Here is a 25125-nt window from a genome sequence, read left to right on the forward strand (position 1 = left end):
CCTGGAGAGGGCGATCCCATGCCGCAGAACACCACCACCCCCGACCGCGCGACGACGGTGACGAGCGTGATCACCGAGCTCAAGGCGGTGCTGGACTACGAGCTGCCCGAGCTCACCGAGCAGTCGAAGATCTTCGAGGAACTGGGCCTGGACTCCACCGGCGTCTTCGAACTGATGATGCGGCTGGAGGAGGCGCTGGACATCGAGTTCGACACCGACAGCCTGGAGATGGGCCACTTCGAGACGGTGGGCACGCTGACCGATTTCGTCCTGGGCGAGTCGGGGAGCTGACCGTGTACCGGACTTCGGCGGCGCCCGCGCCGCACGGGACCAGCTCCCCGGTGCTGGGGCTGCGCAGCATCGTGCACCGCCGCTTCCCGGCCGGGGAGCACCGGATCGATGACGAGTTCTCGCTGCGCCACTTCCAGGACCTCACCGCCGCCTACGGGGTGGCGCACCGGCCGGACCTGGCCGACCGCGGCAACCCGTTCGCGGCGATGGCCGCCGCGCTGATCACCGAGCACGACCTGGTGGCCGAGCCGGTGCAGCTGGGCGTCGTCGCGCACGCGACGCCGGACCTGGACTGCCGGCTCGCGGCGCCGACCTACCTGTCCGAGGTGCTGGTGCCGGACGGGCTGACGTTCACGCTCACCGACAACGGGGTGTGCGCCCCGTTCGCCGCGCTGCGGCTGGCGTCCTGCTACGCGCAGCGGCACGGCTACGAGCGCGCGCTGGTGGTGCTGGCCGACCAGGCCGCGCTGCCCTACGAACCGGAGTGCACCCCGGCGGCGGCCGCCCGCGGCGACGCCGCGGTGGTGCTGCTGCTGGAACGCGACCGGGGACGGCCGCCGCTCGCGGTGCGGGAGCAGCCCGGCGTGGCGCGCGCCGACGTGCCCGCCGTCGCCGAATCCCTGCTCACCGAGCTGTGCGGCCCGCAGCGGCCGGTGGTCGTGGCCGGTCCCGCGCTGGACCCGGAGCGCGACCTGCCCGGCCGCGAGGTGCGCCCGGTGGCACCGGGCCTGCCGTGCACCGGCGTGTGGGCGGAGCTGGCCGACGGAACCGGCCCGCTGGCGCTGGTGGACTACGACGAGACCACCCGCGACCTGGGGGTCTGCGTGCTCGCGGGGCCGCGATGACGGGCCGGATCCGGGAGCTCGGCCCGCTGCTGCGCGGGCGCGCGCGGCAGGAGGGCCTGGTCCCGGCTCTGGCCGGGCTGCACGCGGCGCTGAGCCCGCGAGCGCCGCACCACGGGCCCACCGGGTTCGCGGTGGCGCCCGCGGAACTCGCCGACGGCGGCGCGGAGCGCACCGAGCGGTTGCCCGGCGGCGAGGTCGTGGTGCTGCGCGGGGAACCCGGCGCCGAACCGGAGGACTGGGGCGAGGCCGTGGTGTGGCTGCGGCTCGGGTGCTCCGAAGCGCTGCGCGAGACCGCCGTCGGCCACCTCGGCGAGCGCGTCTCCGGGGGTTCCGCGCTGCTGCACCGGCAACTGGTGCGGGCGCAGCTCGCCGACGCGCTCACCGGGCAGCTGGAGGTGCGGGCCGTGCTGGACCGGCCCGAACCGCGCACCGCCGCCGACCTCGCCCACGCGCACGACCGGCTCAGCGCCGCCGACCGCGGCTTGGCGCGGCTGCTCGGCGCGAGCGGCTACCTGCTCGGCGGGCCGGGGCACGTCGCGGACGTCTCCGCGCTGCTCGCCGCCGCTTACGCGCACCCGGAGGAGTCATGACCGACCGCTGGTACCGGGAGCTGCGGCAGCGCTTCCGGGAGCTGGGCGCGGACCTGCGCCCGCACGCGCTGGAGCTGGACCGCGATCCGGAGGCGATCCGGGCGCACTTCGACCTGCCCGCCGTGCGCTACCTGGCCGCGATGGGCGTTCCGGCGGAGTACGGCCACGATCCGGAGCCGATCGCGGGCAGGCCCTGCCACGGCGCGCGGGCCCGCGAACGCGTCGTGATCATGGAGGAGCTGGCCGCCGCCGACGCCGGCATGCTGGTGGCCGCGCCGGGTCCGCTGCTGGCCGGGGTGCTGGTCGGCCTGGTCGCCGACGAGCGGCAGCGCGAGCTGTTCTACGGCCGGATGCTGCAACGTCCGCTGTGGACGTTCTTCGCGCTCACCGAACCGGACCGCGGCTCCGACGCCGCCGGGCTCACCACCTCGCTGCGGCCCGCCGACGACGGCGGATACCTGCTCACCGGGGCGAAGCGCTACGTCGGCAACGCGTGCCGCGCGCAGCTCGGCGTGGTCTTCGCCCGCACCGGGCCCGGCCCGCTGGGCATCGTGCCGGTGCTGCTGGAGACCCCGGCCGAGGGCTTCACCGCCGAACCGCTGCCCAGCATCGGGTTGCGCGGGGCGCGGATCAGCGCCATCGAGCTCGACGAGGTGCGGGTGCCTGCGGAGAACGTGCTCGGGCGGCACCTGTCGCCGACCCGGCGCGGCATGTGGGCGTTCGTGCAGACCTTCAACCTGCTGCGCCCCGGCGTCGCGGCGATCGGCGTGGGCATGGCGCGCGCCGCCCACGAGTACGTGCTGGCGCACCGCCGCGCGCCGTCCAAGGACGAGCGGCGCCGGATCGACGCGCTGGGCAGGCGCATCGACGGCGCCCGCGCGCTGACCGAGCGGGCGGCCGAGGCGGTGGACGCGCGCACCTCCGACGGGCACCTCGCCTCGGCCGCGAAGCTGCGCGCCGGGAACCTCGCCGAGGAGGCCGCGCTGCTGGCCTGCGAGTTCTTCGGCCCCGCGGCCCGGCTGGAGCACCCGCTGCTGGACAAGCTGGTGCGGGACGCGAAGTCCCTGGAGTTCATCGAGGGCACCACCCAGGTGCAGCAGCTCAACCTCGCCCAAGGACTCGTCTCGGGGAAGGTCGACGGCACCCGGCGTTCCGCGTAGCGGGCGCGGCCGTGCTTTCCCGTGCGGCGGCCCTGGAACCGCGGGGGCTCGTCAGCTCGAAGTCAGCCTGGTGTCAGCGGGCAGGAGCAGCATCGGGAGAGCCGGTGCGGGACGGCGGTCGCGAGACCGGAATTCCGCGTCGCAGCGGGAGATCCCCGGCACCGGCGGAGCGCGCCGCGAGGCCGCCCGCAGCCACGCCGGCCCAGCCGGGCCGCCCGAGCAGCAACGGAGACCCCATGCCCGAGAGACCGACGTTCGCGGTGGTGCCCGGCGCGCAGGTGCACGAGGTGCTCAGCGGCCGGGAGCGCGAGCTGGTGGACCTGGTCGCCGACACCTACCGGCTGCACGGCGCCGGGGACACGGTGAACCCGCCGTCCTACTTCCTGCGCTTCCCGGACCGGCCGGAGTCGCGGATCATCGCGCTGCCGGCCTCGGTCGGCGGAGCCGTCGCGGTGGACGGCATCAAGTGGATCTCCAGCTTCCCGCGCAACATCGACTCCGGGCTGCCGCGCGCCTCGGCGGTGCTGGTGCTCAACGATCCGGCCACCGGATATCCGCTGGCGTGCCTGGAGAGCTCCATCATCAGCGCCGTGCGCACCGCGGCCTCGGCGGCGCTGGCCGCCGACCGGCTCAGCGCGGAGGGCCGCAGGCCGCGCCGGGTCGGGTTCGTGGGCACCGGCCTGATCGCCCGCTACATCCACACCTACCTGCTCGGCTCGGGATGGGACTTCGACGAGGTCGGGGTGCACGACCTCGACGCCGAGCACGCCGAGGGGTTCCGGTCCTACCTGGAGACCACCGGTTCCGCGGGCCGGGTCAAGGTGCACGGCGGCTGCGAGGACCTGGTGCGCGCCAGCGACCTCGTCGTGTTCGCCACCGTCGCCGGGACCCCGCACGTGTCCGAGCCCGCCTGGTTCGAGCACGCGCCGCTGGTGCTGCACGTGTCGCTGCGCGACCTGTCGCCGGAAGTGGTGCTGGCCGCGCAGAACGTGGTGGACGACGTGGAGCACTGCCTCAAGGCGAACACCTCGGTGCACCTGGCCGAGCAGCGCACCGGCGGGCGCGACTTCCTCGACGGCACCCTCGCCGAGGTGATGGACGGCCGCGTCCGGCTGGACGCCGAGCGGCCGGTGGTGTTCTCGCCGTTCGGACTGGGCGTGCTGGACCTCGCGGTGGGCAAGTACGTCCACGACGAGCTGGCCCGCGGCGGCGAGTTGCGGGTGGTCGAGGACTTCTTCTACGAGCTGGATCGCTACGGGAAGCGCTGAGCCTCGGCTCGGCGTGGGCGGGAGACGTCGCGTGCCTGTCATCACGAGACCGCACGAGTTCAACGTGGACGACCTCTACGTGGACCTGCTGCGGGCGACCGGCCACCGGTTGTTCCTCAAGTGCGAGGGGTTCAACTTCGCCGGTTCCATCAAGCTGAAGGCGGCCGCCGAGATGATCGCCGCGGCCGAACGAGCGGGGCAGCTGACCCCCGGGACGATGCTGGTCGAGAGCTCGTCCGGGAACCTCGGCGTCGCGCTGAGCGTGGTCGCCGCCAGCCGCGGCTACCGGTTCGTCTGCGTCACCGACGCGCGCTGCAACCTGGGCGCCCGGCAGCTGATGCAGTCGCTGGGCGCCGAGGTGCAGGTGATCGGCGAACCGGACGCGGAGGGCGGTCTGCTCGGCGCGCGGCTGCGCCGGGTGAAGCGGATCTGCGCGGAGAACGAGGGCAGCGTCTGGCTCAACCAGTACGCGAACCCGGCGAACTGGCTCGCGCACTACCGCGCGACCGGTCCCGAGGTGCTGCGCGACTTCCCCGACCTGGACGTGCTGTTCGTCGGCGCCGGCACCACCGGGACGTTGATGGGCTGCGCGCGCTACCTGCGCGAGGTGCGGCCCGCGGTGCGGGTGGTGGCGATCGACTCGGAAGGTTCGGTCACCTTCGGCACCCCGCCCGCGCCGCGCATGATCCCCGGGCTGGGCACCGGGGTCCGCCCGCAGCTGCTCGACGAGTCCTTCGTGGACGACGTGGTGCACGTGGCGGAGGTGGACACGGTGCGCACGGCGCGGCGGCTGGTGGCCGACGGATTCGTGTTCGGCGGCTCCACCGGAACCGTGGTGTGCGGCGCGGCCCGCTGGCTGGAGCGCAACGGCGCCGGGCCGGAGACGACCGCCGTGGCGCTCGCCCCGGACCTGGGGGAGCGGTACCTGGACACGGTGCACAACGAGCAGTGGGTCAGCGACATCTACGGCGCGGACGCGATCGCCTCGGCCGATCTCGGCGGAGGGGTGACCGGGGCGTGAGGTCTTCGAGGAGAGTGCGATGACGGCGGTCGAGACACCGAGCCTGCCGCTTTCGGCGGGACAGCGCGACATCTGGTTCGACGAGGTGGCGGCGGCGAGCGCCGCGGGGGACTCCGGCGGGAGCGACTCCGGCGGGAGCGCCGCGTGCAACTCCGGCGGGAGCGCCGCTTACAACACCGCCGGGTACCTGGACATCTCCGGGCCGTTGGACGTGGAGCTGTTCACCCGCGCGGTCGCCGGGCTGGTGGCCGAAGCCGAGTGCATGCGCTGCCGCTTCACCGAGGTCGACGGCGAACCCCGGCAGTGCGTGGAACCGCTGCCCGAGCCGCCGCTGCAGCTGCGCGACTTCAGCGGCGAGACCGACCCGGCCGCCGCCGCGCGGGACTGGATCACCGCGGAGCTGGGCCGTCCCTTCGCGCTCACCGAGTTCCCGCTGTTCCGGCTGGCCCTGGTGCGGGTCGGGCCGGACCGGGTGTTCTTCTCGATGTGCATCCACCACCTGCTGTGCGACGGGTTCAGCCAGGTGGTGTTCTGGCGCAGGCTGGGCGAGCTCTACGACGCGCTGCGCACCGGTGAGTCCGCTGTGGACGGTGCGCTGCCGCCGCTGCGCGAGCTGATCGACGCCGAGGCCTCCTACGCGGTGTCCGGGCAGGCCGGCCGGGACCGCGAGTTCTGGGCGAAGCGCTTCCCGCGGACTCTCGACCTGGTCACGCTCTCCCGCACGGACGCCGCGCCCGCGCAGCGCTTCCACCGCGCCACCGAGGTGGTGGGCCACCGCGTGCTGGAACGGGTGCGGGCCGCCGCGCGCGAGGCGAAGGTGACCGTGCCGACCGTGCTGCTGGCCGCTTTCGGCCTCTACACCCAGCGGATGACCGGCGGCCCGGACGTGCTGCTGTCGATGCCGGTGACCGCGCGGGTGAACCGCCGGATGCGCGCGATCCCCGGCATGGTGAACAACTACGTGCCGCTGCGGCTGCGGGTGCACCCCGAGATGTCCCGCGCGGAACTGCTCAAGCAGCTCTCCGGTGAGCTCGCCGGGGCGATCAAGCACCAGCGGCACCGGGTCAGCCGGATCCGGCAGGGCATGGGACTGGCCAGCGACGACAACCGGCCGTTCGGCCCGTTCGTGAACGTGCTGCCGCAGGAGACCCGGCCGAGCCTCGGCGACTGCGAGGTCGTCGTGCACAACCTGTCCACCGGGCTCGTCGACGACGTGGAGGTCACCGTCGTCGACGCCCCCGACGGCGGGGTGGAGGTGCACCTGAGCGCGAACCGCGCCCGGTACTCCGAGCAGGAGACCCGGGAGCACTCGGCCCGGTTCTGCGCGTTCCTGCGCCGGTTCGCCGAGCTGGACCCGGGTGGCAGGCTCGCGCAGCTGGAGCTGGTCGGCGAGCACGAGCGGCAGCGGCTGCTGCGCGCCGGCACCGGGCCGGACGGACCGGTGGACCCGGTGGACGTCGTCGTCCGGGTGCGCGAGCGCGCCGCGCGCACCCCGGACGCGGTCGCGGTCGCCGACGACGCGGGCGAGGTGAGCTACGCGGAGCTGGTGGCTCGGGCGAGCGCAGTCTCCCGCCGGGTGCCGTCGGGCGTGGTCGGGGTGCTGGCCGCGCCGGGCACCGGGTTCGTCACGGCGGTGCTGGGCGTGCTCGGTTCGGGCGCGGCGTTCCTGCCGCTGGACGTGCACGCGCCCGCGGGGCGCACCGCGGGGCTGATCGCGGACGCGGGCTGCGCCTGCCTGATCACCGATGCCGCGCACCGCGAGCTCGCCGCCGAGGTGGCCGGCTCGGCGGACGTGCTGGTGCTGGACGGCGCCGCCGACGCGGAGCTGCTGCCCGTGGCGGGCGCGGACGACGACCTCGGGTACGTGATCTTCACGTCGGGCTCCACCGGTCGCCCGAAGGGCGCGATGGTGCACCGCCGCGGCATGACCAACCACCTGCTGGCGAAGGTGGAGGACCTGTCCTTGGTCGAGGGCGATGTGCTGGTGCACAACGCGCCGGTGACCTTCGACATCGCGGTGTGGCAGATGCTCGCGGGCCTGCTCACCGGCGCTCGGGTCCGGGTGGTGCGGCGGGACGTGGCCGCCGACCCGGACTCGCTGTTCCCGCTGACCGCAGCGGAATCCGTGACGGTGCTGGAGGTGGTGCCCTCGCTGCTGCGGGCCGCGCTGGACGGCTGGGACGCCGGGCTCGCGGTGCCCGCGCTGAGCGCGCTGCGCCTGCTGGTCGTCACCGGCGAACCGCTGCCGCCGGACCTGTGCACCCGCTGGTTCGCCCGGTTCCCGGGCATCCCGCTGGTGAACGCCTACGGGCCCACCGAGTGCTCCGACGACGTCACCCACGGCAGGTTCGCCGCCGGGGAGCAGGAGTTCGGCGTGCGGGTGCCGATCGGGCGTCCGGTGCGCCGCACCAGCCTCTACGTGCTCGGCGACCAGCTGCGCCCGGTGCCGGAGGGCGTGCCGGGGGAGCTCTACGTCGGTGGCACCGGCGTCGGCCGCGGTTACCTCGGTGATCCGGCGAAGACGGCGCTCGCGTTCCTGCCGGACCCGTTCGCCGCCGACGGCTCCCGGATGTACCGCACCGGGGACCGCGTGGTGCTGCGCCCCGACGGGCAGCTGGAGTTCCTGGAGCGCCGCGACTTCCAGGTGAAGATCCGCGGCCACCGCATCGAGCTCGGCGAGATCGAAGTCGCCCTGCGCCAGGTCGAAGGCGTGGCCGACGCCGCCGTCGCGGTGGTGCCGGACCAGGCCGGGCACAAGCGGCTCGTCGCCCACCTGGTGCCGACCGAGCCGGGAACGCCGCTGGACACCGCGCGGGTGCGCGCGGATCTCGGCGCCGCGCTGCCGTCGTACATGGTCCCGGCGGTGGCGATGACCTTGGACCGGTTGCCGTTGACGGGGAATGGAAAAGTGGATCGCACAGCGCTGCCCAAGCCGGAACTCACCGCCGCCTCGGCCACCCGCTCGCGGACGCCGCAGGAGGAGGTGCTGTGCACCGTGCTCGCCGAGGTGCTGGGCCTGCCCTCGGTGGACGTGGACGACAACTTCTTCGCCATCGGCGGCGACAGCATCAGCTCCATCCAGGTGGTCAGCCGCGCCCGCGGCGCCGGGCTGGCGCTCACCCCGCGCGAGATCTTCCGCTGCAAGACGGTCGCCGAGCTGGCGAAGGTCGTGCAGCCGATCGGCGCCCGCGCGCTGCCGAGCGCGGCCGACGGCGTCGGCGCGGTCGAGCTGACCCCGATCGCCGAGCAGCTGCGCGAGGACGCGGGCACCCGCACCGAGCAGGTCCGCGAGTTCAGCCAGCACGTGGTGCTCGCGCTGCCGGACGGGGTGACCGCCGACTCGCTGGTCCCCGCGCTGCAGGCCGTGCTCGACCACCACGACGCGCTGCGCCTGGTGCTGCACGTGCCCGCCGAGGGCTTCTGGGCGCTGGAGACCGCGCCCGCCGGCTCGGTCGACGCGGCCGAGCTGCTGCGCACCGCCGACGCCGCCGGGGACGCGGACGCGGAGTGCGCCCGGCTGGTCCGCGAGGCCCGCGCCGAGCTCGCCCCGCAGGACGGGAAGGTGCTGCGCGGGGTCCTGGTGCGCACCGGTGCGGGCCGCCGCGACCGGCTGGTGCTGGTGGTGCACCACCTCGCCGTGGACGGGGTGTCCTGGCGAGTGCTGGTGCCGGACCTGGCCGCCGCCTGGCGGGCGGTGGACTCCGGCGTTCCCGTGGAGCTGGGCGCGGTGGGCACCTCGCTGCGCCGCTGGGCGCAGGTCCTCGGGGAGCAGGCCCGTTCCACGGCGCGGATGCGGGAGCTGCCGGTGTGGACCGAGCAGCTGCGCGACTGCGGTCCGCTGGGGGAACGCCCGCTGGACCCGGCCCGCGACGTGCGCGGCACCGCCCGCTCGCTGCGGGTGGAGCTGTCGGCGGAGACCACCGGCGCGCTGCTCACCGAGGTGCCCGCCGCGTTCCACGCCGAGATCAACCCGGTGCTGCTGACCGGGCTCGCGATCGCGCTGGCCGACCGGCGCCACCGGCGCGGGCTCGCGGGCACCGCCTCCCGGATCGAGCTGGAGGGCCACGGCCGCACCGGTCTGTCCGAGGACCTGGACCCGAGCCGGACGGTGGGCTGGTTCGCCTCCGCGTTCCCGGTGCGGCTGGACCCCGGCGAGCTCGACGCGGCGGAGGTCTTCGCCGGTGGACCGGCGATCGCCGAGGCGTTCAAGCCGGTGAAGGAGCAACTGCGCGCGCTGCCGGACGACGGGCTGGGCTACGGCCTGCTGCGCTACGTCAACCCGCAGACCCGCGCCGCGCTCGCCGCCGCCGGGCGGCCCGAGATCGGCTTCAACTACCTCGGCCGCTTCGGCGTGGACGAGGAGGCGGAGTGGTCGTTCACCGGCGGCGGGGAGGCCGTCGGCGTGGGCGAGCACCCGGACATGCCGCTGCGCTACGCGGTGGAGTTCGCCTCGCTCACGGAGGACCGCGCCGACGGGCCGCACCTGGTGGTGGACTGCACCTGGGCGGGCGAGCTGCTGTCCGAACAGGACGCTCGCGAGCTCATCGAGGGCTGGTTGCGGGCGCTGGAGGCGCTGGCCCGCCACGCCGCCACCCCCGGTGCCGGCGGTCGCACGCCCTCGGACTTCCCGCTGCTCTCGTTGCCGCAGCAGGAGATCACCGGTTTGGAGCGCGAGCTCGGCCCGATCGAGGACCTGCTGCCGCCGACCCCGCTGCAGAAGGGGCTGCTGCTGCAGGCCGAGCGGGACCAGGACGGCCTGGACGTCTACACGCTCCAGGTGACCGTGGACCTGGAAGGTCCGCTGGACACCGACGCCGTCCGCGCCGCCGGGCAGGCCCTGCTGCGCAGGCATCCCGCGCTGCGCTCCGGTTTCCGCCACCTCCGCTCCGGCGAGCCGGTGCAGGTGGTGCTGCCGGAGGTCGAGCTGCCCTGGCAGGAGACCGACCTGTCGCACCTGCCCGCGGACGAGCGCGCCGCTGAACTGGAACGGCTCACCGAGCAGGAGTGGGCCCGCCGCTTCGACCTCGCCCGGCCGCCGCTGGTGCGCCTAGGTGTGGTGCGCACCGAGCCCGACCGCTTCCGTCTCATGTGGACGGTGCACCACGTGGTGCTGGACGGCTGGTCCAACCCGATCTTCGGCCGGGAGCTGTTCGAGCTCACCGCCAACGGCGGGGACGCGGGCGCGCTGCCCGAGGTGGCGCGCTACTCCGGCTACCTGGAATGGCTGGCCCGCCAGGACGTCGAGGCCGCCCGGGAGGCGTGGCGCGCGGCGCTGGGCACCGCGGACGAGCCGACGCTGCTGGCCCCCGGCGCGGCCGGGCACGCCCCGGAACTGCCCGAGGCGCTGGTGGTGGACCTGCCGGACGGGCTCACCGGGCGGCTCGACGAGTTCGCCCGCGCCCACCGGCTCACGCCGAACACCGTGGTCCAGGGCGTGTGGGCGATCCTGCTGGGTCAGCTCACCGGCCGCCGCGACGTCGTGTTCGGCGCGGTGCACTCCGGCCGCCCGGCGGAGCTGCCCGGCGTGGAGGCGGTGCTGGGCTCGTTCCTGACCACGCTGCCCGTCCGGGTCGACGCCACGCCGGGCCGCCCGGTCGCCGCGCTGCTCGCCGAGCTCCAGGAGCAGCAGTTCGCGCTGGACCCGCACCGGCACCTGGGCCTGCCCGAGGTGCAGCGGACCGCGGGCACGAGCGCCGCCCTGTTCGACACGGTGCTGAGCTTCCACAACTACCCGATGTCCGACGCCCGCGAGCTCAGCGGCATCGTCCCCGGCGTGCGGGCCCTCGGCGGCGTCGCCAGGGTCGTCGCCGAATACCCGCTCGCGCTGGGCGTCTACCCCGGCGAACCGATGCGGCTGGAGGCGCAGTTCCAGCCCGCGCTGCTGGACGCCGCCACCGCCGCCGGGATCGTGGACCGCTTCGTGCGGCTGCTGCGCGCCGTGCTCGCCGAGCCCGACGTGCGGGTGGGAGCGCTGGAGTCGCTCACCCCGCAGCAGCGGCTGGAGGTCGAGCGCTTCGGTGGCACCATCACCGAGGCTCCGCGCGCGGTCGCCCCGGACCTGCTGGCCGAGCAGGCCCGCGCGCGCCCGGAGCACGAGGCCGTGGTGTTCGGCGCGGACTCCCGCAGCTACGGCGAGCTGGCCGGGCGCGCGAACCGGCTGGCCCGCTGGCTCATCGCGCGCGGCGCCGAGCCGGAAGGCCTGGTCGCGCTGGTGCTGCCGCGCTCGCACCTGATGGTGGAGGCGGTGGCCGGCGTGCTGGCCAGCGGCGCGGCCTACCTGCCGGTGGACCCGAAGCTGCCCGCCGAGCGCATCGAGCACATGCTCGCCGACGCCCGCCCCGCGCTCGTGCTGGGCACCGGCGGCACCCTCGCCGGGCTGTCCGATGTGGACGTTCCGGTGGTGGCGCTGGACGGCGTGCGGGACGAGCTCGCCGCGTTCGACGACGCCCCGGTGACCGACGCGGAGCGGGCGCGCCCGCTGCTGCCCGAGCACCCGGCCTACGTCATCTACACCTCCGGCTCCACCGGCCGCCCCAAGGGCGTCGTGGTCCCGCACGGGTCGCTGTGCGCGATGATCGCCAGCCACGGCGAGCGGTTCGGCCTGGACCGCGACAGCCGGATGCTGCTGTTCGCCTCGTTCAGCTTCGACGCCTCCGTGTGGGAGATCGGCCTCGCGCTGCTGCGCGGCGGCACCCTGGTGCTCACCGACGACGAGACCCGGATGCCGGGCGAGCCGCTGGTGGACCTGATCTCCGCCGCGGGCATCACGCACCTCGGCATCCCGCCGGTGGTCGCCGCCTCGCTGCCCGCGGGCAGCGCACTGCCCGCCGGGCTCACCGTGGTGGTCGCGGGCGAGGCCTGCTCCGCCGAAGTGGTGGCCCGCTGGGCCGACCGGGTCCGGCTGTTCAACGGCTACGGGCCCACCGAGGCCGTGGTCGGCGCCACGATCAGCGGACCGCTCTCAGGCGACCAGCGCCCGCCGATCGGCGAACCCACCACCGCGCACCAGGTGCACGTGCTCGACGCGGCGCTGCGGCCCGTTCCGGTCGGCGCCGTCGGCGAGATCTACCTCAGCGGCGGGCTCGCCCGCGGCTACCTGGACCGGCCGGGCCTCACCGCCGAGCGGTTCGTGGCCGACCCGTTCCGGGACGGTGGCGAACGGATGTACCGCACCGGCGACCTCGGGCGATGGCGCCCGGACGGGCAGCTGGACTACGCGGGCCGCTCCGACGACCAGGTGCAGCTGCGCGGATTCCGCATCGAACTCGGCGAAGTCGAATCGGTGCTCGGGGCGCACCCCGAGGTGGAGCAGGCCGTGGTCGTGGTCCGCGAGGACGACTCGGGCGACAAGCGGCTCATCGGCTACGCCGTCACCGCCGGCGGCGACGGCGTGCTCCCGCGCGGCCTGCGCGAGCACCTCGCCGACTCGCTGCCGGACTACATGGTCCCGGCCGCGCTGGTGGCGCTCGGCTCCTTCCCGCTGACCTCGCAGGGCAAGGTCGACCGGGCCGCGCTGCCGGAACCCGAGTCCGCGCCGCAGGCGGGCCGCGCACCGCGCACCCCGGTGGAGGAGATCCTCTGCCACGTCTTCGCCGACGTGCTCGGCGTCCCGCAGGTGAGCATCGACGACGACTTCTTCGCCGCAGGCGGGCATTCGCTGCTGGCGACCCGCGTGGTGGGCCGGGCGCGCTCGGCGCTGAACGTGGAGCTGCCGATCAAGGACCTGTTCGAGGCGCGCACCGTCGCCGCGCTCGCCGAGCGGGTCGGCGGGGCCGAGCGCGCGCGGCGGTCGCTGGAACCGGCCGACCGCTCGGGCCGGCTCCCGCTGTCCTACGCGCAGCGCAGGCTCTGGTTCCTCAACCGGCTGGAAGCGGCGAGCACCGGCACCTACACCGTGCCGCTCGCGCTGCGGCTGACCGGGGAGCTCGACGTGGCGGCGATGCGCGCGGCGCTCGGCGACCTCGTCGACCGGCACGAGAGCCTGCGCACCGTCATCCCGGACGACGACGGCCTGCCGCACCAGCGGGTGCTGCCCGCGGCCGTCGCACGACCGGACCTGCCGGTGCGCGACCTCGACGAGGCCGAGCTGGGTGCGCGGCTGACCGCGGAGGCCGACCGCGGCTTCGACCTGAGCGCCGAAGCGCCGCTGCGCGCCCAGGTGTTCCGGCTCGACGCCCGCGAGCACGTGCTGCTGCTGGTGCTGCACCACACCGCGTTCGACGGCTGGTCCATCGCGCCGCTGACCCGCGACCTCACGTCGGCCTACCGGGCGCGCTGCGCGGGGAAGGCGCCGCGCTGGACACCGCTCCCGGTGCAGTACACCGACTACGCGGTCTGGCAGCGCGACGTGCTGGGCGCCCCGGACGACCCGGACAGCGCGCTCGCACGGCAGCTGGAGCACTGGACCCGTGCGCTCGCCGGGCTGCCCGAGGAACTGGCGCTGCCCACCGACTTCCCGCGTCCCGCCGTCGGCGGCAACCACGGCGACGAGGTCGAGTTCGTCGTGGAACCCGAGCTGTACGGGGGGCTGCTGGCGGTCGCGCGGGAAACCGGGGTCACCGCGTTCATGGTGTTCCAGGCCGCGCTGGCGGTGCTGCTGACCAAGCTCGGCGCCGGGACGGACATCCCGGTGGGCAGCCCGATCGCGGGCCGCACCGACGAGGCCACCGACGACCTGGTGGGCTTCTTCGTCAACACCATCGTGCTGCGCACCGACACCTCCGGGGACCCGGAGTTCGGCGAGCTGCTGCACCGGGTGCGGGAGGCCGACCTCGGTGCCTACGCCCACCAGGAGGTGCCGTTCGAGCAGGTCGTGGAGGCGTTGAACCCGCGCCGCTCGTTGTCCCGGCACCCGCTGTTCCAGGTGATGCTGGTGCTGCAGAACGACCAGGACGAGCCGGCCGCGCTGCCGGGCCTGGACGCGCGGGTGCAGCCGGTGGTCTCGCCGCGCGCCAAGTTCGACCTCACGGTGCAGCTCGACGAGCTGCACGCGGGCGGCGCGCCGGACCGGGTGCGGGGCGCGCTGGAGTACAGCACCGACCTGTTCCGCCGGGAGACGGTGGCCGCGCTGGCGCAGCGGTTCCTGCGGGTGCTCGCCGCGATCGCCGAAGACCCGTACCGGCGGCTCAGCGAGCTGGACGTGCTGCTGCCCGGCGAGGAAGCGGAGCTGCGCGGCACCGGCACCGGAGCGGTCGTCGCCGACGCCGCGGACGGCGTGGTGGAGCGGGTGCGCGAGCGCGCCGCCCGCACCCCGGACGCGATCGCCGTCGCCGACGACACCGGCGAGGTGAGCTACGCGGCGCTGGTCGCGCGGGCGAGCGCGCTGTCCCGGCGATTGCCGGGCGCGGGCCCGGTCGGCGTGCTGGCCGCGCCCGGAGCCGGTTTCGTCACCAGCGTGCTGGGCGTGCTCGGCGCCGGTGGCGCGTTCGTCCCGCTCGACGTGCACGCCCCGCGTCCGCGCCTCGCCGCGCTGCTCACCGACAGCGGCGCCCGGCACGTGGTGGCGGACGCGGCGCACGCGGAGCTAGCCGGGGAGGTCGTCGCGGACTCCGGCACTGCGGTCGAGGTGGTGGTGCTCGACGGCGTGGAGGACGCGGAGCTCGCCCCACCGCTGGGCTCCGATCCGGACCTCGGCTACGTGATCTTCACATCGGGTTCGACGGGTCGTCCGAAGGGTGCGATGGTGCACCGGCGCGGCATGGTCAACCACCTGCTGGCGAAGGTGGAGGACCTGGCGCTGGTGGAGGGCGACGTGCTGGTGCACAACGCGCCGGTGACCTTCGACATCGCGGTGTGGCAGATGCTCGCGGGCCTGCTCACCGGCGCCCGGATCAGGGTCGTCCCCCGCGAGGTCGCCGCGAACCCGGACGCGCTGTTCGCGCTGATCGGCTCCGACGGCGTGAGCGTGCTGGAGGTGGTGCCCACGCTGCTGCGGGCCGCCCTCGACTCCTGGGACACCGGGACGGCACCGGACCTGGCGGGGCTGCGCTGGCTCGTCGTCACCGGCGAAGCGCTGCCACCGGACCTGTGCGCCCGCTGGTTCGCCCGCTTCCCGGAGATCCCGCTGCTCAACGCCTACGGGCCCACCGAGTGCTCCGACGACGTCACGCACGCGGTGCTCACCGCCTCCGACGTGATCGGCGGCAGCCGCGCCCCGATCGGCCGGCCGGTGCGCAACACCCGGCTGCACGTGCTCGACGACCACCTGCGGCCGGTGCCCGCCGGGATCGTCGGGGAGCTCTACGTCGGCGGCACCGGAGTCGGCCGCGGCTACCTGGACGACCCGGCCAAGACCGCGCAGACCTTCCTGCCCGACCCGTTCGCGGCCGACGGATCGCGGATGTACCGCACCGGCGACCGGGTGCTGCAGCGGCCCGACGGGCAGCTGGAGTTCCTGGAACGGCGGGACTTCCAGGTGAAGATCCGCGGCCACCGCATCGAGCTCGGCGAGATCGAGGTCGCCCTGCGCGACCTGGACCGGGTCGGCGACGCCGTGGTGGACGTGGTCGTCGACCCCGGCGGGCACAAGCGGCTCGTCGGCTACCTGGTCGCCGCCGACGCGGACGGCGTCGAGGTCGAGCAGGTCCGCGACCGGCTCGCCCGCGTGCTCCCCGAGTACATGGTGCCGTCGGCGTGGGCGGTGCTCGCGGCGATGCCGACCACCGCGCACGGCAAGGTCGACCGCGCCGCGCTGCCCGCCCCCGAGATCACCGGCGAGGCCCGCGGCAGAGAACCGAGCGGCCCGGTGGAGGAAGCGCTGTGCGGCATCCTCGCCGACGTGCTCGGGCTGCCCGGAGTCGGCGCGGAGGAGAACTTCTTCGCCGTCGGCGGCGACAGCATCACCTCGATCCAGGTGGTCAGCCGCGCCCGCGCGGCCGGAATCCCGCTGGTGGTGGCCGACCTGTTCGTGCACCAGAACGTCGCCGCGCTCGCCCTCATCGCGCGGCAGCGCGAGCAGGAAGCGGGCGAGGACGCGGTCGAGGCGATGGGCCGGGTCTTCGACGAGGTCCGCGACACCGAAGGCACCGACCCGTTCGGCACCGTGCTCGCGATGCGCCCGGACCGCCCGCTCACGCCGGTGTTCTGCCTGCACAGCGGGGTCGGATTCAGCCTCCCGTACGTGGGCCTGACCGCGCACCTGGGCGACCGCCCGATCTACGGCCTGCAAGCGCCGGGGATCACCGAGCTCGCCGAGATCCCGGAGACGCTGCCCGAACTGGCCGCCGACTACGCCCGCCGGATCCGGGACATCCACCCGGACGGCCCGTACCACCTGCTCGGCTGGTCCTTCGGCGGCGTGCTCGCGCACGAGATCGCGGTGCGGCTGCAGGCCGACGGCGCCGAAGTCGGCGTGGTCGCCGACCTCGACGCCTACCCGCCGGAACCCGACGAGGGCGACGACGACGAGCAGGCGATGCTCGGCTGGGTCTGGGAGCTGATCGGGCACGAGCGGGCCGAGCTCACCGGCGACCGGCTCACCGACGACCGCATCGCCGACACCCTGGAGCAGGACGGCAACCCGCTCGCCGAGATGGGCCGCGACCGGGTGCTGGCGATGCTGCGGGTGATGCGCGCCCACTCGCGGATGTCGGTGCGCCACCGGCCCGGAGTGCTGCGCGGCTCGATGCTGCTGTTCACCGCCACCGGCGGGCTCTCCGAGCAGGAGATCGAGGCGAAGGCCCTGCGATGGGCGCCGCACGTGGACGGTGCCGTGCGCGCGCACCGGATCGACTGCGGGCACGACGACATGATGGACGCGGAACCGCTGGCCCGGATCGGTGTCGTGGTGGCCGCCGAGCTCGACCGGGTGGACCGGTCGCAGTCGGGAGGGGAACGATCGTGAGCGCAACAGCCGGCATCGCGGTGCCGGGCGGACCCGGTGCCGTGCTCACCGAAGTGGCCGCGGTGGCCGGCCGGAGGCTGCGCCACCTGCGCCGAGCCCCCGGCCGGTTCATCGGGATCACGCTGAACCCGCTGGTGTCGATCCTGGTGCTGGGCTACCTGTTCCAGAGCTCGATCACCATCCCGGGCGGCGGCGACTACCAGGAATACCTGTTCGCGGGAGCCGCGCTGCAGGTCGGTCTGGCGGGGGTGGGGCCGACCGCGATCGCGGTCGCCTCGGACCGGCAGGGCGGGCTGATCGACCGGTTCCGCTCGCTGCCGATCTCCCGCGCGTCCGTCCTGTTCGGACACACCTGCGCGGACTTCCTGGTGGGGCTGGTCGGTCTGGTGGTCGTCACCGCGGTGGGCCTGCTGCTGGGCTGGCGCCCGCACGCCGGACCGCTGCAGGTGCTCGCCGGATTCGGGCTGCTGGCGGCGTTCCTCTACGTGATGCTCTGGGTCGGCGTGCTGCTGGGCATGGTGCTGCACAGCCTGGAGTCCATCGACTCGCTCGCACCGCTGATCGCCGTGGTGTTCCCGTTCCTGTCCAACGCCTTCCTGTCCGAGCAGAACCTGCCGGGCTGGCTGGTGCCGGTGGCCGCGTGGAACCCGATCAGCGCCGTCGCCACCGCGTGCAGGCAGCTGTGGGGCAATCCGGTCACCACCGGCACCGGATTTCCCTCCGAACACCCGGGAATCGTGGTGCTGGTGACCCTGGCAGCCCTGTTCGCAGCGACCACCTGGATCAGCCTGCGCCGCTATCGCGGCCGTTCTTGATGAGCTGTGGTCCGGTTGCACGGGTGGTCGGGTGGCGGAACCTCAGCCGCCTTCTCGCTGCGGGATCTTTTTCCCTAGTGGCTCCGCCACGAGGGAAAAAGCTGTCCTCGCGAGAAGGCGGCTGAGAACCCGCGGGTGGTCTTCTTGCTCTGGTGGTCGCTGCTCAGCGGCTTCGCCGCTGACAGGACGAGGGCGAGATCGCGGGCGCCGAGAACCCGCTGTCGACCGGAATGGGAAGAGTGGACATGACTCGACGAGTTGAAGGACGGGCAGTGCGCCGATGAATCCGATTCCCGCGGATCTGACCGAGATCGACCTGACCGATCCGCAGACGTTCCTGGACCTGGATCCGATCGACATGTGGCGGCGGTTCCGCGCCGAGCGGCCGGTGCACCGGCACCGCGCGATCGGCGGGGCGCCCGGGTTCTGGGCGGTCACCCGGCACGCCGACCTGATGTCGGTCTACCGGGACAACAAGCGGTTCACCTCCGAGCGCGGCAACGTGCTGGCCACGCTGCTGCAGGGCCACGATTCCGCCGCGGGCAAGATGATGGCGGTCACCGACGGCCCGCGGCACAAGGCGATCCGCAAGCTGGTGCTGGAGTCCTTCTCGCCCCGGGTGCTCAAGCACGTTGTCGGCGGCATCCACGAACGCACCCGCGCGCTGCTGGACCAGGCGCTGGAGCTGGGCAGCTTCGACTTCGCCACCGACGTCGCCGACCACGTGCCGATCGGCACCATCGGCGACCTGATGGACATCCCGCAAGCCGACCGGCCGCCGCTGGTGCGGTGGAACACCCTCACCTTGAGCAGGCACAGCTCGGACGAGGCCGCCGAGGACGAGCTGATGGCCCGCAACGAGATCCTGATGTACTTCTCCGACCTGGCGCGCCGCAGGCGCCGCAAGCCCGGCGAGGACGTGATCAGCGCGCTGGCCACCGGTCTCGTCGACGGAGAACCGCTGAGCGAGGACGAGATCGTCTTCAACTGCTACAGCCTCATCCTCGGCGGCGACGAGTCCAGCCGGATGTCCTCGATCGGCGCGGTGAAGGCGTTCTCGGAGTTCCCCGAGCAGTGGCGCGCGCTCAAGGCGGGGGAGGCCGACGTGGAGAGCGCGACCGAGGAGGTGCTGCGCTGGACCACCCCGGCGATGCACTTCGGCCGCCGCGCGCTGCAGGACGTGCCCGTCGGCGACCAGATCGTCGAGGCGGGCGACGTCGTGACGCTGTGGAACTCCTCGGCGAACTTCGACGAGGCCGTCTACACCGAGCCGGAGCGCTTCGACCTGGCGCGGGAGTCCAACAAGCACCTCGCGTTCGGCTTCGGCCCGCACTTCTGCATCGGAGCGTTCCTGGGGCGCGCGCACGTCGGCGCGATGCTGGAAGGCCTTCGCGACCGCGTCGCCGACGTTCAGGTGGCCGGGGAACCGAAGCGCCTCTACTCCAACTTCGTCCACGGCTTCAGCAGCCTCCCGGTCGAGTTCACGGCCTGACGGCCACCCGCGGCGGACCCCGTCAGGGATTCGTCAGCGGGGCGTCAGCCCGGGTGGTGAGCATGGCAGGGCGGCCCGCGCGCGGAGCCGTCGCCGGGAGCGAGCAGAGGAGCGTTCGAGATGACGAACCCTTTCGACGACCAGGACGGCACGTTCGCGGTGCTGGTCAACGACGAGGAGCAGCACAGCCTGTGGCCGTCCTTCGCCGCGGTGCCCGCCGGCTGGCGGGTCGCGCTGGACGGGGCGAGCAGGCAGGCCGCGCTGGACTACGTCGCGGAGCACTGGACCGACCTGCGGCCCCGGAGCCTCCGCGAGCAGGCGGGTACCTCCGCCCGGTGACCCCGGGCGGTCCTTCGAACAGCGGGACCGCGGTGGCGCGGCGACCGCGTGGGAGTGCGCGTGGACATGGGGATCGAGGCCGAAGGCCTCCGCAAGCGCTACCGGGGGCACGAGGCGCTGCGCGGCGTGGACCTCGCGGTGCCGCCCGGATCGGTGCTGGGGTTGCTCGGGCCGAACGGCGCGGGCAAGACCACGGCGGTGCGGACGCTGGCGACGCTGCTGGAACCCGATGGCGGCCGGGCGCGCGTCGCGGGCCACGACATCGCCAGGGAACCGAACGAGGTGCGCAGGCGGATCGGGCTCGCCGGCCAGCACGCGGCGGTGGACGAGCTGCTGACCGGCAGGGAGAACCTGGTCCTGATCGGCAGGCTGCTGCACCTGGGGCGCCGTCGCGCCCGCGCGCGGGCCGCCGAGCTGCTGGAGCGGTTCGAGCTGACCGAGGCCGCCGACCGCCCGCTGGGCACTTACTCCGGCGGGATGCGCCGCCGCCTGGACCTGGCGAGCTGCCTGGTCGGTGATCCGGCGGTGCTGTTCCTGGACGAACCGACCACCGGCCTCGACCCGGCCAGCCGGGCGACGCTGTGGGAGATGGTGCGGGAGCTGGTGCGCGACGGGGTCGCGGTGCTGCTGACCACCCAGTACCTGGAGGAGGCGGATCAGCTCGCGGACCGGATCGCGGTGATCTCCGCCGGTGAGGTCGTCGCCGACGGCACTCCCGACGAGCTCAAGCGCAAGGTCGGCGGCGAGTGGCTGGAGGTCGTCGTGTCCGCGCCGGAGCGGGCGGACGCAGCGCTGGCCGTGCTGCGGCCGGTGGCGGTGGAGGCTCCGCTGCTCGACGACGCGGACGGCCGGATCCGGCTGCGGCTGCGCGACGGGGTCGCGGGCCTGGAGCGGGCGGCGGGCGCGCTGCGGACCGCGGGGGTGGAGGTCAGCGACTTCGCGCTGCGCCGGCCGACGCTGGACGACGTGTTCTTCGACCTGGTGGGGCGCTCGGCGAAGTGATCCCGGTGCCCGACGGCGCCCTGGCGGTGTATCCGCCGGGGCGCCGTTTCGCGTTGCGCGGCAAGGAAAAGGCCTGATCAGGAGCGGTCCGGGGGAGTCGGGGAGACCCGCCTTTGACAGCGGCTAGGTCACGTGTCAGTCTGTTATTACAGATGAAGCACTGGGGATGATCGAAACTTCCCGGGACGAGTGCGACCGGCACGGACTGCGGGAGCGCTCCTCGTCCCGGTGAGCACCGCCGCGCCCCGCTCGGTGGCGCCCGTCGAACGACCGGCGCCGAGCACGTGAACACCGGGCGGAGCGCAGCGGAAAGAGCCCCGGACAGAGAAGGGATCCCGGTATGGTCGGCGCCTTGATCGTGCTGGTGGTCGTGGGGGGAATCTCGGTGAGCCTGGTGTCGTACTTCCGGTTGCAAGCGCACCGGGTCGACGCCGTGGCCAACGCCCACTACCGCACCTTCGTCGAACGATCCGTGGCGGAGCAGGCCGGGCTGCGGTTCCGGTTGGGTGAGCTCTCCGCCCGGGTGGAATCCGTGGAGCAGTTGTTGAGGAGCTACGAATGACCGCCGCAGGCAGCGCGCACCGGACGCACGGCAATCCCCTCCGGATGTTCTTCTCACCCGCCCCCTGGGCGGCGACCGGATACCTCGCCACCTACATCGTCACCGGCACCCTGCTGTTCTCCGTCGCGCTGACCGTGGTGCTCACCGCGGGCGTGCTGAGCATCGTCTGGGTCGGGCTCCCGCTGCTGGTGGCCGCCGCGGTCGTGGTGCGCGGCAGCGCCAACGTGGAGCGCTTCCGCGCGGCCCTGGTCACCGAGCCGATCCCGGCCGCCTACCGGGAGGTCGTCGGCAGCGGGCTGTTCGCCCAGCTCAAGACCCGCTGGGCGGACCCGGCGACGCTGCGGGACCTGGTCTACCTGGTGCTGCTCTACGTTCCGCTGCTGGTGCTGGACACCGTGGTGCTCGCGGTGTGGCTCGCCTTCGTCGGCATGATCACCGTGCCGCTGTGGTTCTGGTCGATCCCGCAGGACTTCGACGGCGGCACCACCGCCCACGGCGTGATGATCGGCTACCTGGAGCAGCCGCGGAATTCCTTCGGTGGCGGCGAATTCGGCATCTGGGTCGGCGACCTGCCGACCGCGCTCGGCGTCGCCGCGGTGTTCTTCGTGCTCAGCCTCGCGCTGTCCTACGTGGTCACCGGCGCGGCCCGGCTGCACGCCGGGATCGCCCGCGCCCTGCTCGCCCCGTACACCGACCCGCTGGCCCCGGCCAAGCGGACGCTCGACGAGGCCGGGCCGCTCTCCCGCTCGGCCGTCGACTGATCCGGCGCCGGGGGCAGACCCCCGGCGCACCCCCTCTCCGAGAACCGAACCGAGATCCGCCCCGCATGCGCCGAACCGCGGCGCACGCGCGGGGAGACGTGTCCGCGCAACATCCCGACCGGAGTGATGACGCGACCGCTCCGGCAGCTCGCCGGATAGGAGTTGAGCAACGTGCAGAAGCGATCCGTGACAGTGCGGATGGCCCGATGGAGCGCCACCCATCCGTGGAAGGCGATCGTCGGCTGGGTGGTCTTCGTGGCCGTCTGCGTCGTCGGCAGCGGCATCGCGGGAACGGTCGACGCCACCAGCGCCGACTACCGCATCGGCGAGGCCGGCCGTGCCGAGGCGCTGCTGGCCGAGGGCGGCATGACCGACCCCGTCGTGGAGAAGGTGCTGATCACCTCGCCGTCCGGCGGGCTCCCGCCCGAGGCCGGCGCGGCGGCGCGCGAGGTCTCCGACCGGATGCGGGCGCTGCCCGCGGTCGCCGAGGTCGGCGAACCGGCCCCCGCCCCCAGCGGCGACGCGCTGCTGGTCCAGGTGCGGATGCACGGCGACGACAAGCAGGCCCTGCCCGAGGTCGGCGCGCTGCTGGAGCAGACCGCCGCCGTGCAGCAGGCCCACCCGGACCTCAAGGTCGAGCAGACCGGCCAGGTCTCCATCGACCAGGGCATCGACGAGCAGCTAGGCGAGGACCTGGCGCTCGGCGAGAAGATCACCCTGCCGGTCACGGTGATCATCCTGCTGATGGTGTTCGGCTCGCTGCTCGGCGCCGGGGTGCCGGTGCTGCTGGCGCTGTCCTGCGTGGTCACGGCCATGTCGTTGTCCGCGCTGACCTCGCACCTCATCCCCGACGTGGGGACCGTCAAGAACATCATCCTGCTGCTCGGCATGGCCGTCGGCGTCGACTACTCGTTGTTCTACATCAAGCGGGAGCGCGAGGAACGGGCCCGCTCGGGCGGCAGGCTCTCGCACTTCGCGGCGATCGAGGTGGCGGCGGCGACCTCCGGGCACACCGTGGTCGTGTCCGGCATCGCGGTGATGGTGTCGATGGCCAGCCTCTACCTGGCCGGTGACGTCGTTTTCGCTTCGCTGGCAACGGGTTCGATCGCGGTGGTGCTGGTCGCGGTGATCAGCTCGCTGACCGTGCTGCCCGCGGTGCTGGCGAAGCTCGGACCGCGCATCGACCGCCCCAAGGTGCCGTTCTTCGGCAAGCTCGCCGAGCGGCAGGGCCCCGGCAAGTTCTGGCCCGCGATGCTGCGCCCGTCGATGCAGCGCCCCGGAGTGACCCTCGCGGTCTCCGCGCTGGCGATGCTGCTGCTGGCCGCCCCGGCGCTGACCATGCAGCTGGGCCTGCCGGGCAACAACACGCTGCCCAAGGGCATCCCCGGGATCCAGGTGAACGAGCGCCTGGTCCAGGAGTTCCCGGCCGAGGGCGCCTCGAACTTCGTCGCCGTCCGCTCCGACCCCGCGCACGCGGCGGCGGCCGGGCAGGCGCTGGGGCGGCTGGCCGAGCAGGCCCAGCAGGACCCGGCGATCACCCGCGCGGCCGACGCCCAGGTGCGCACCTCCGCCGACGGGCTCGTGCACACCGTGCAGCTCGGCATCCCGTACGCGACGGACTCCCCGGAGGCCGCGAACTCGCTGCAGCGGCTGCGCGAACTCGCCCCCGCCGAGCTCGGCGGTGTGCCGGGCACCGAGTTCGCCGTCGGCGGCGGCGTGGCCCGCAACGTCGACACCGCCGGGCACCAGTCCGAGACGCTGCCCGGCGTGGTCGCCTTCGTGCTGCTGCTGACCTTCGTGATGATGCTGATCTCGTTCCGCTCGGCGGTGCTGGCGGCGATGTCGATCGTGCTGAACCTGCTGTCCGCGGGCGCCACCTTCGGCGTGCTGGTGCTGGTCTTCCAGAGCAGCTGGGCGGAGGGGCTGCTGGGCTTCGAGTCCGGCGGGTTCATCGTCTCGCGGGTGCCGCTGTTCCTGTTCGTGATCCTGTTCGGACTGTCGATGGACTACCACGTCTTCGTGGTCAGCCGGATCAGGGAAGCGGTGCGGCGCGGCCTGCCGACCTCGAAGGCGGTGCACGAGGGGATCACGTCCTCCGCGGGGGTCGTCACCAGCGCGGCGATCGTGATGGTCTCGGTGTTCCTGAGCTTCGTGTTCACCGGCCTGCCGGAGATGAAGCAGCTCGGGCTCGGACTGGCCGTGGCCGTCCTGCTGGACGCCTTCGTGATCCGCGTGCTGGTGCTGCCCTCGCTGATGGTGCTGCTCGGCGAGCGCACCTGGTGGCCCGCCCGGATCCGGTCGCCGCGCGGCGGTCGCGACCAGGACCGGGAAGCGGTCTCCGCCGCGGCGAGGTGAGGCCGGGCGGTGCCCCGGCGAACGCGCCGGGGCACCGCGTCCGCCGCGCAGGGCGGATGCGGCGAATCACGTATCTTGGCGTCGCCGGGATCGATGTCCGAAAGTGAGGAGGAGGGGTCGTGAACAGCGAAGAACTGCTGGCCCTGCTCTCCGCGATCGGGCACACCCAGCGGCTGCGGATCATCGCCGGGTTGTCGGACGGGCGGGTGCACGTGAGCGAACTCGCCCGCAGGCTCCGGCTGTCCCGCCCGCTGCTCTACATGCACCTGGAACGTCTGGAAGGTGCGGGCTTGGTCACCGGTAAGCTCGAACTCTCCTCGGACGGCAAGGCGATGAAGTACTTCGAGCTGGTGCCGTTCGAGCTGGACTTGACGGTGGACACGGTCCTCGCCGCGCTCCGCGCGGACGAGGAAGAGGACCACTGACCGCTCGCCCGCAGGCGCGAGCGGTCGACCCTGGGGAGGAAATCTCGACATGTCCGGAGCGTTCGTGGCCATCCTGATCGTGCTGATCGTCGTGGTCGGCATCACGGTCAGCGTCAGCGCGTACTTCCGCCTGCAACGGCATCGCGCCGACGCCGTGGCGATGGCCGCGTACCGGAAGCTCGCCGAGGAGGCCGTGGCGAAGCAGGATTCGCTGCGGGAGGAGATCGCTGAGCTCAGCGGGCGGATCGCGGAGGTCGAGCGGCTGCTCAAGAGCATCGACTGACCCGGTCACCGCCGGCGACGAGTCCGCCGCCCGGCCGTTCCCGGAATTCGGGCGCGGCCGGGCGGTTTCGCGTT

The 25125-nt window shown here is 73.7% G+C and carries 16 protein-coding genes; all 16 read left to right on the top strand.

Features of this window, described 5'->3' with window-relative positions:
* Window positions 1-18 precede the first annotated feature (18 nt).
* The 16 genes from BJ969_RS01620 to BJ969_RS01695 all read left to right on the top strand — a co-directional run bounded on the left by BJ969_RS01620 (window position 19) and on the right by BJ969_RS01695 (window position 25051).
* The gene (locus tag BJ969_RS01620) at window positions 19-291 is read left to right on the top strand and encodes an acyl carrier protein (RefSeq protein ID WP_184476628.1); all 273 of its coding nucleotides are present in this window, start codon (window positions 19-21) and stop codon (window positions 289-291) included.
* Between the two features lie 2 nt (window positions 292-293).
* Window positions 294-1136, top strand: coding sequence for a hypothetical protein (locus BJ969_RS01625; protein ID WP_184476630.1), 843 nt, complete (start codon window positions 294-296; stop codon window positions 1134-1136).
* Window positions 1133-1726 (top strand): DUF2786 domain-containing protein, encoded by a 594-nt coding sequence (locus BJ969_RS01630; protein ID WP_184476632.1) that lies wholly within the window; start codon window positions 1133-1135, stop codon window positions 1724-1726. The genes BJ969_RS01625 and BJ969_RS01630 overlap by 4 nt, the downstream gene beginning before the upstream one ends.
* A complete protein-coding gene (locus BJ969_RS01635) occupies window positions 1723-2886 on the top strand; it encodes an acyl-CoA dehydrogenase family protein (RefSeq protein ID WP_184476634.1) in 1164 nt (387 codons plus the stop codon). The genes BJ969_RS01630 and BJ969_RS01635 overlap by 4 nt, the downstream gene beginning before the upstream one ends.
* Window positions 2887-3122: 236 nt before the next feature.
* Complete coding sequence (gene sbnB / locus BJ969_RS01640) at window positions 3123-4154, top strand: 2,3-diaminopropionate biosynthesis protein SbnB (protein WP_184476636.1); 1032 nt, start codon at window positions 3123-3125, stop codon at window positions 4152-4154.
* A gap of 31 nt (window positions 4155-4185) precedes the next feature.
* The gene (gene sbnA / locus BJ969_RS01645) at window positions 4186-5175 is read left to right on the top strand and encodes a 2,3-diaminopropionate biosynthesis protein SbnA (RefSeq protein ID WP_184476638.1); all 990 of its coding nucleotides are present in this window, start codon (window positions 4186-4188) and stop codon (window positions 5173-5175) included.
* 19 nt (window positions 5176-5194) lie between these two features.
* Complete coding sequence (locus BJ969_RS01650; protein ID WP_184476640.1) at window positions 5195-17017, top strand: amino acid adenylation domain-containing protein; 11823 nt, start codon at window positions 5195-5197, stop codon at window positions 17015-17017.
* Complete coding sequence (locus tag BJ969_RS01655; RefSeq protein WP_184486128.1) at window positions 17014-17832, top strand: ABC transporter permease; 819 nt, start codon at window positions 17014-17016, stop codon at window positions 17830-17832. The genes BJ969_RS01650 and BJ969_RS01655 overlap by 4 nt, the downstream gene beginning before the upstream one ends.
* Window positions 17833-18112: 280 nt before the next feature.
* A complete protein-coding gene (locus BJ969_RS01660; RefSeq protein WP_184476642.1) occupies window positions 18113-19324 on the top strand; it encodes a cytochrome P450 in 1212 nt (403 codons plus the stop codon).
* Between the two features lie 120 nt (window positions 19325-19444).
* On the top strand, window positions 19445-19663 hold the full coding sequence (locus tag BJ969_RS01665) for an MbtH family protein (RefSeq protein ID WP_184476644.1): 219 nt from the start codon (window positions 19445-19447) through the stop codon (window positions 19661-19663).
* Window positions 19664-19729: 66 nt separating this feature from the next.
* A complete protein-coding gene (locus BJ969_RS01670; RefSeq protein WP_184484628.1) occupies window positions 19730-20665 on the top strand; it encodes an ATP-binding cassette domain-containing protein in 936 nt (311 codons plus the stop codon).
* Between the two features lie 340 nt (window positions 20666-21005).
* Window positions 21006-21227 (top strand): hypothetical protein, encoded by a 222-nt coding sequence (locus BJ969_RS01675; RefSeq protein WP_184476646.1) that lies wholly within the window; start codon window positions 21006-21008, stop codon window positions 21225-21227.
* Entirely contained in the window at window positions 21224-21988 is a 765-nt protein-coding gene (locus BJ969_RS01680) for a sensor domain-containing protein (protein ID WP_184476648.1), read from the top strand. The genes BJ969_RS01675 and BJ969_RS01680 overlap by 4 nt, the downstream gene beginning before the upstream one ends.
* Before the next feature lie 171 nt (window positions 21989-22159).
* The gene (locus BJ969_RS01685) at window positions 22160-24343 is read left to right on the top strand and encodes an MMPL family transporter (protein ID WP_343071172.1); all 2184 of its coding nucleotides are present in this window, start codon (window positions 22160-22162) and stop codon (window positions 24341-24343) included.
* Window positions 24344-24462: 119 nt separating this feature from the next.
* Entirely contained in the window at window positions 24463-24768 is a 306-nt protein-coding gene (locus BJ969_RS01690) for an ArsR/SmtB family transcription factor (RefSeq protein WP_184476650.1), read from the top strand.
* 49 nt (window positions 24769-24817) lie between these two features.
* Window positions 24818-25051 (top strand): hypothetical protein, encoded by a 234-nt coding sequence (locus tag BJ969_RS01695; protein ID WP_184476652.1) that lies wholly within the window; start codon window positions 24818-24820, stop codon window positions 25049-25051.
* Window positions 25052-25125: the final 74 nt, after the last annotated feature.

This window comes from Saccharopolyspora gloriosae (genome assembly GCF_014203325.1).
Taxonomy (GTDB): Bacteria; Actinomycetota; Actinomycetes; order Mycobacteriales; family Pseudonocardiaceae; genus Saccharopolyspora_C; species Saccharopolyspora_C gloriosae.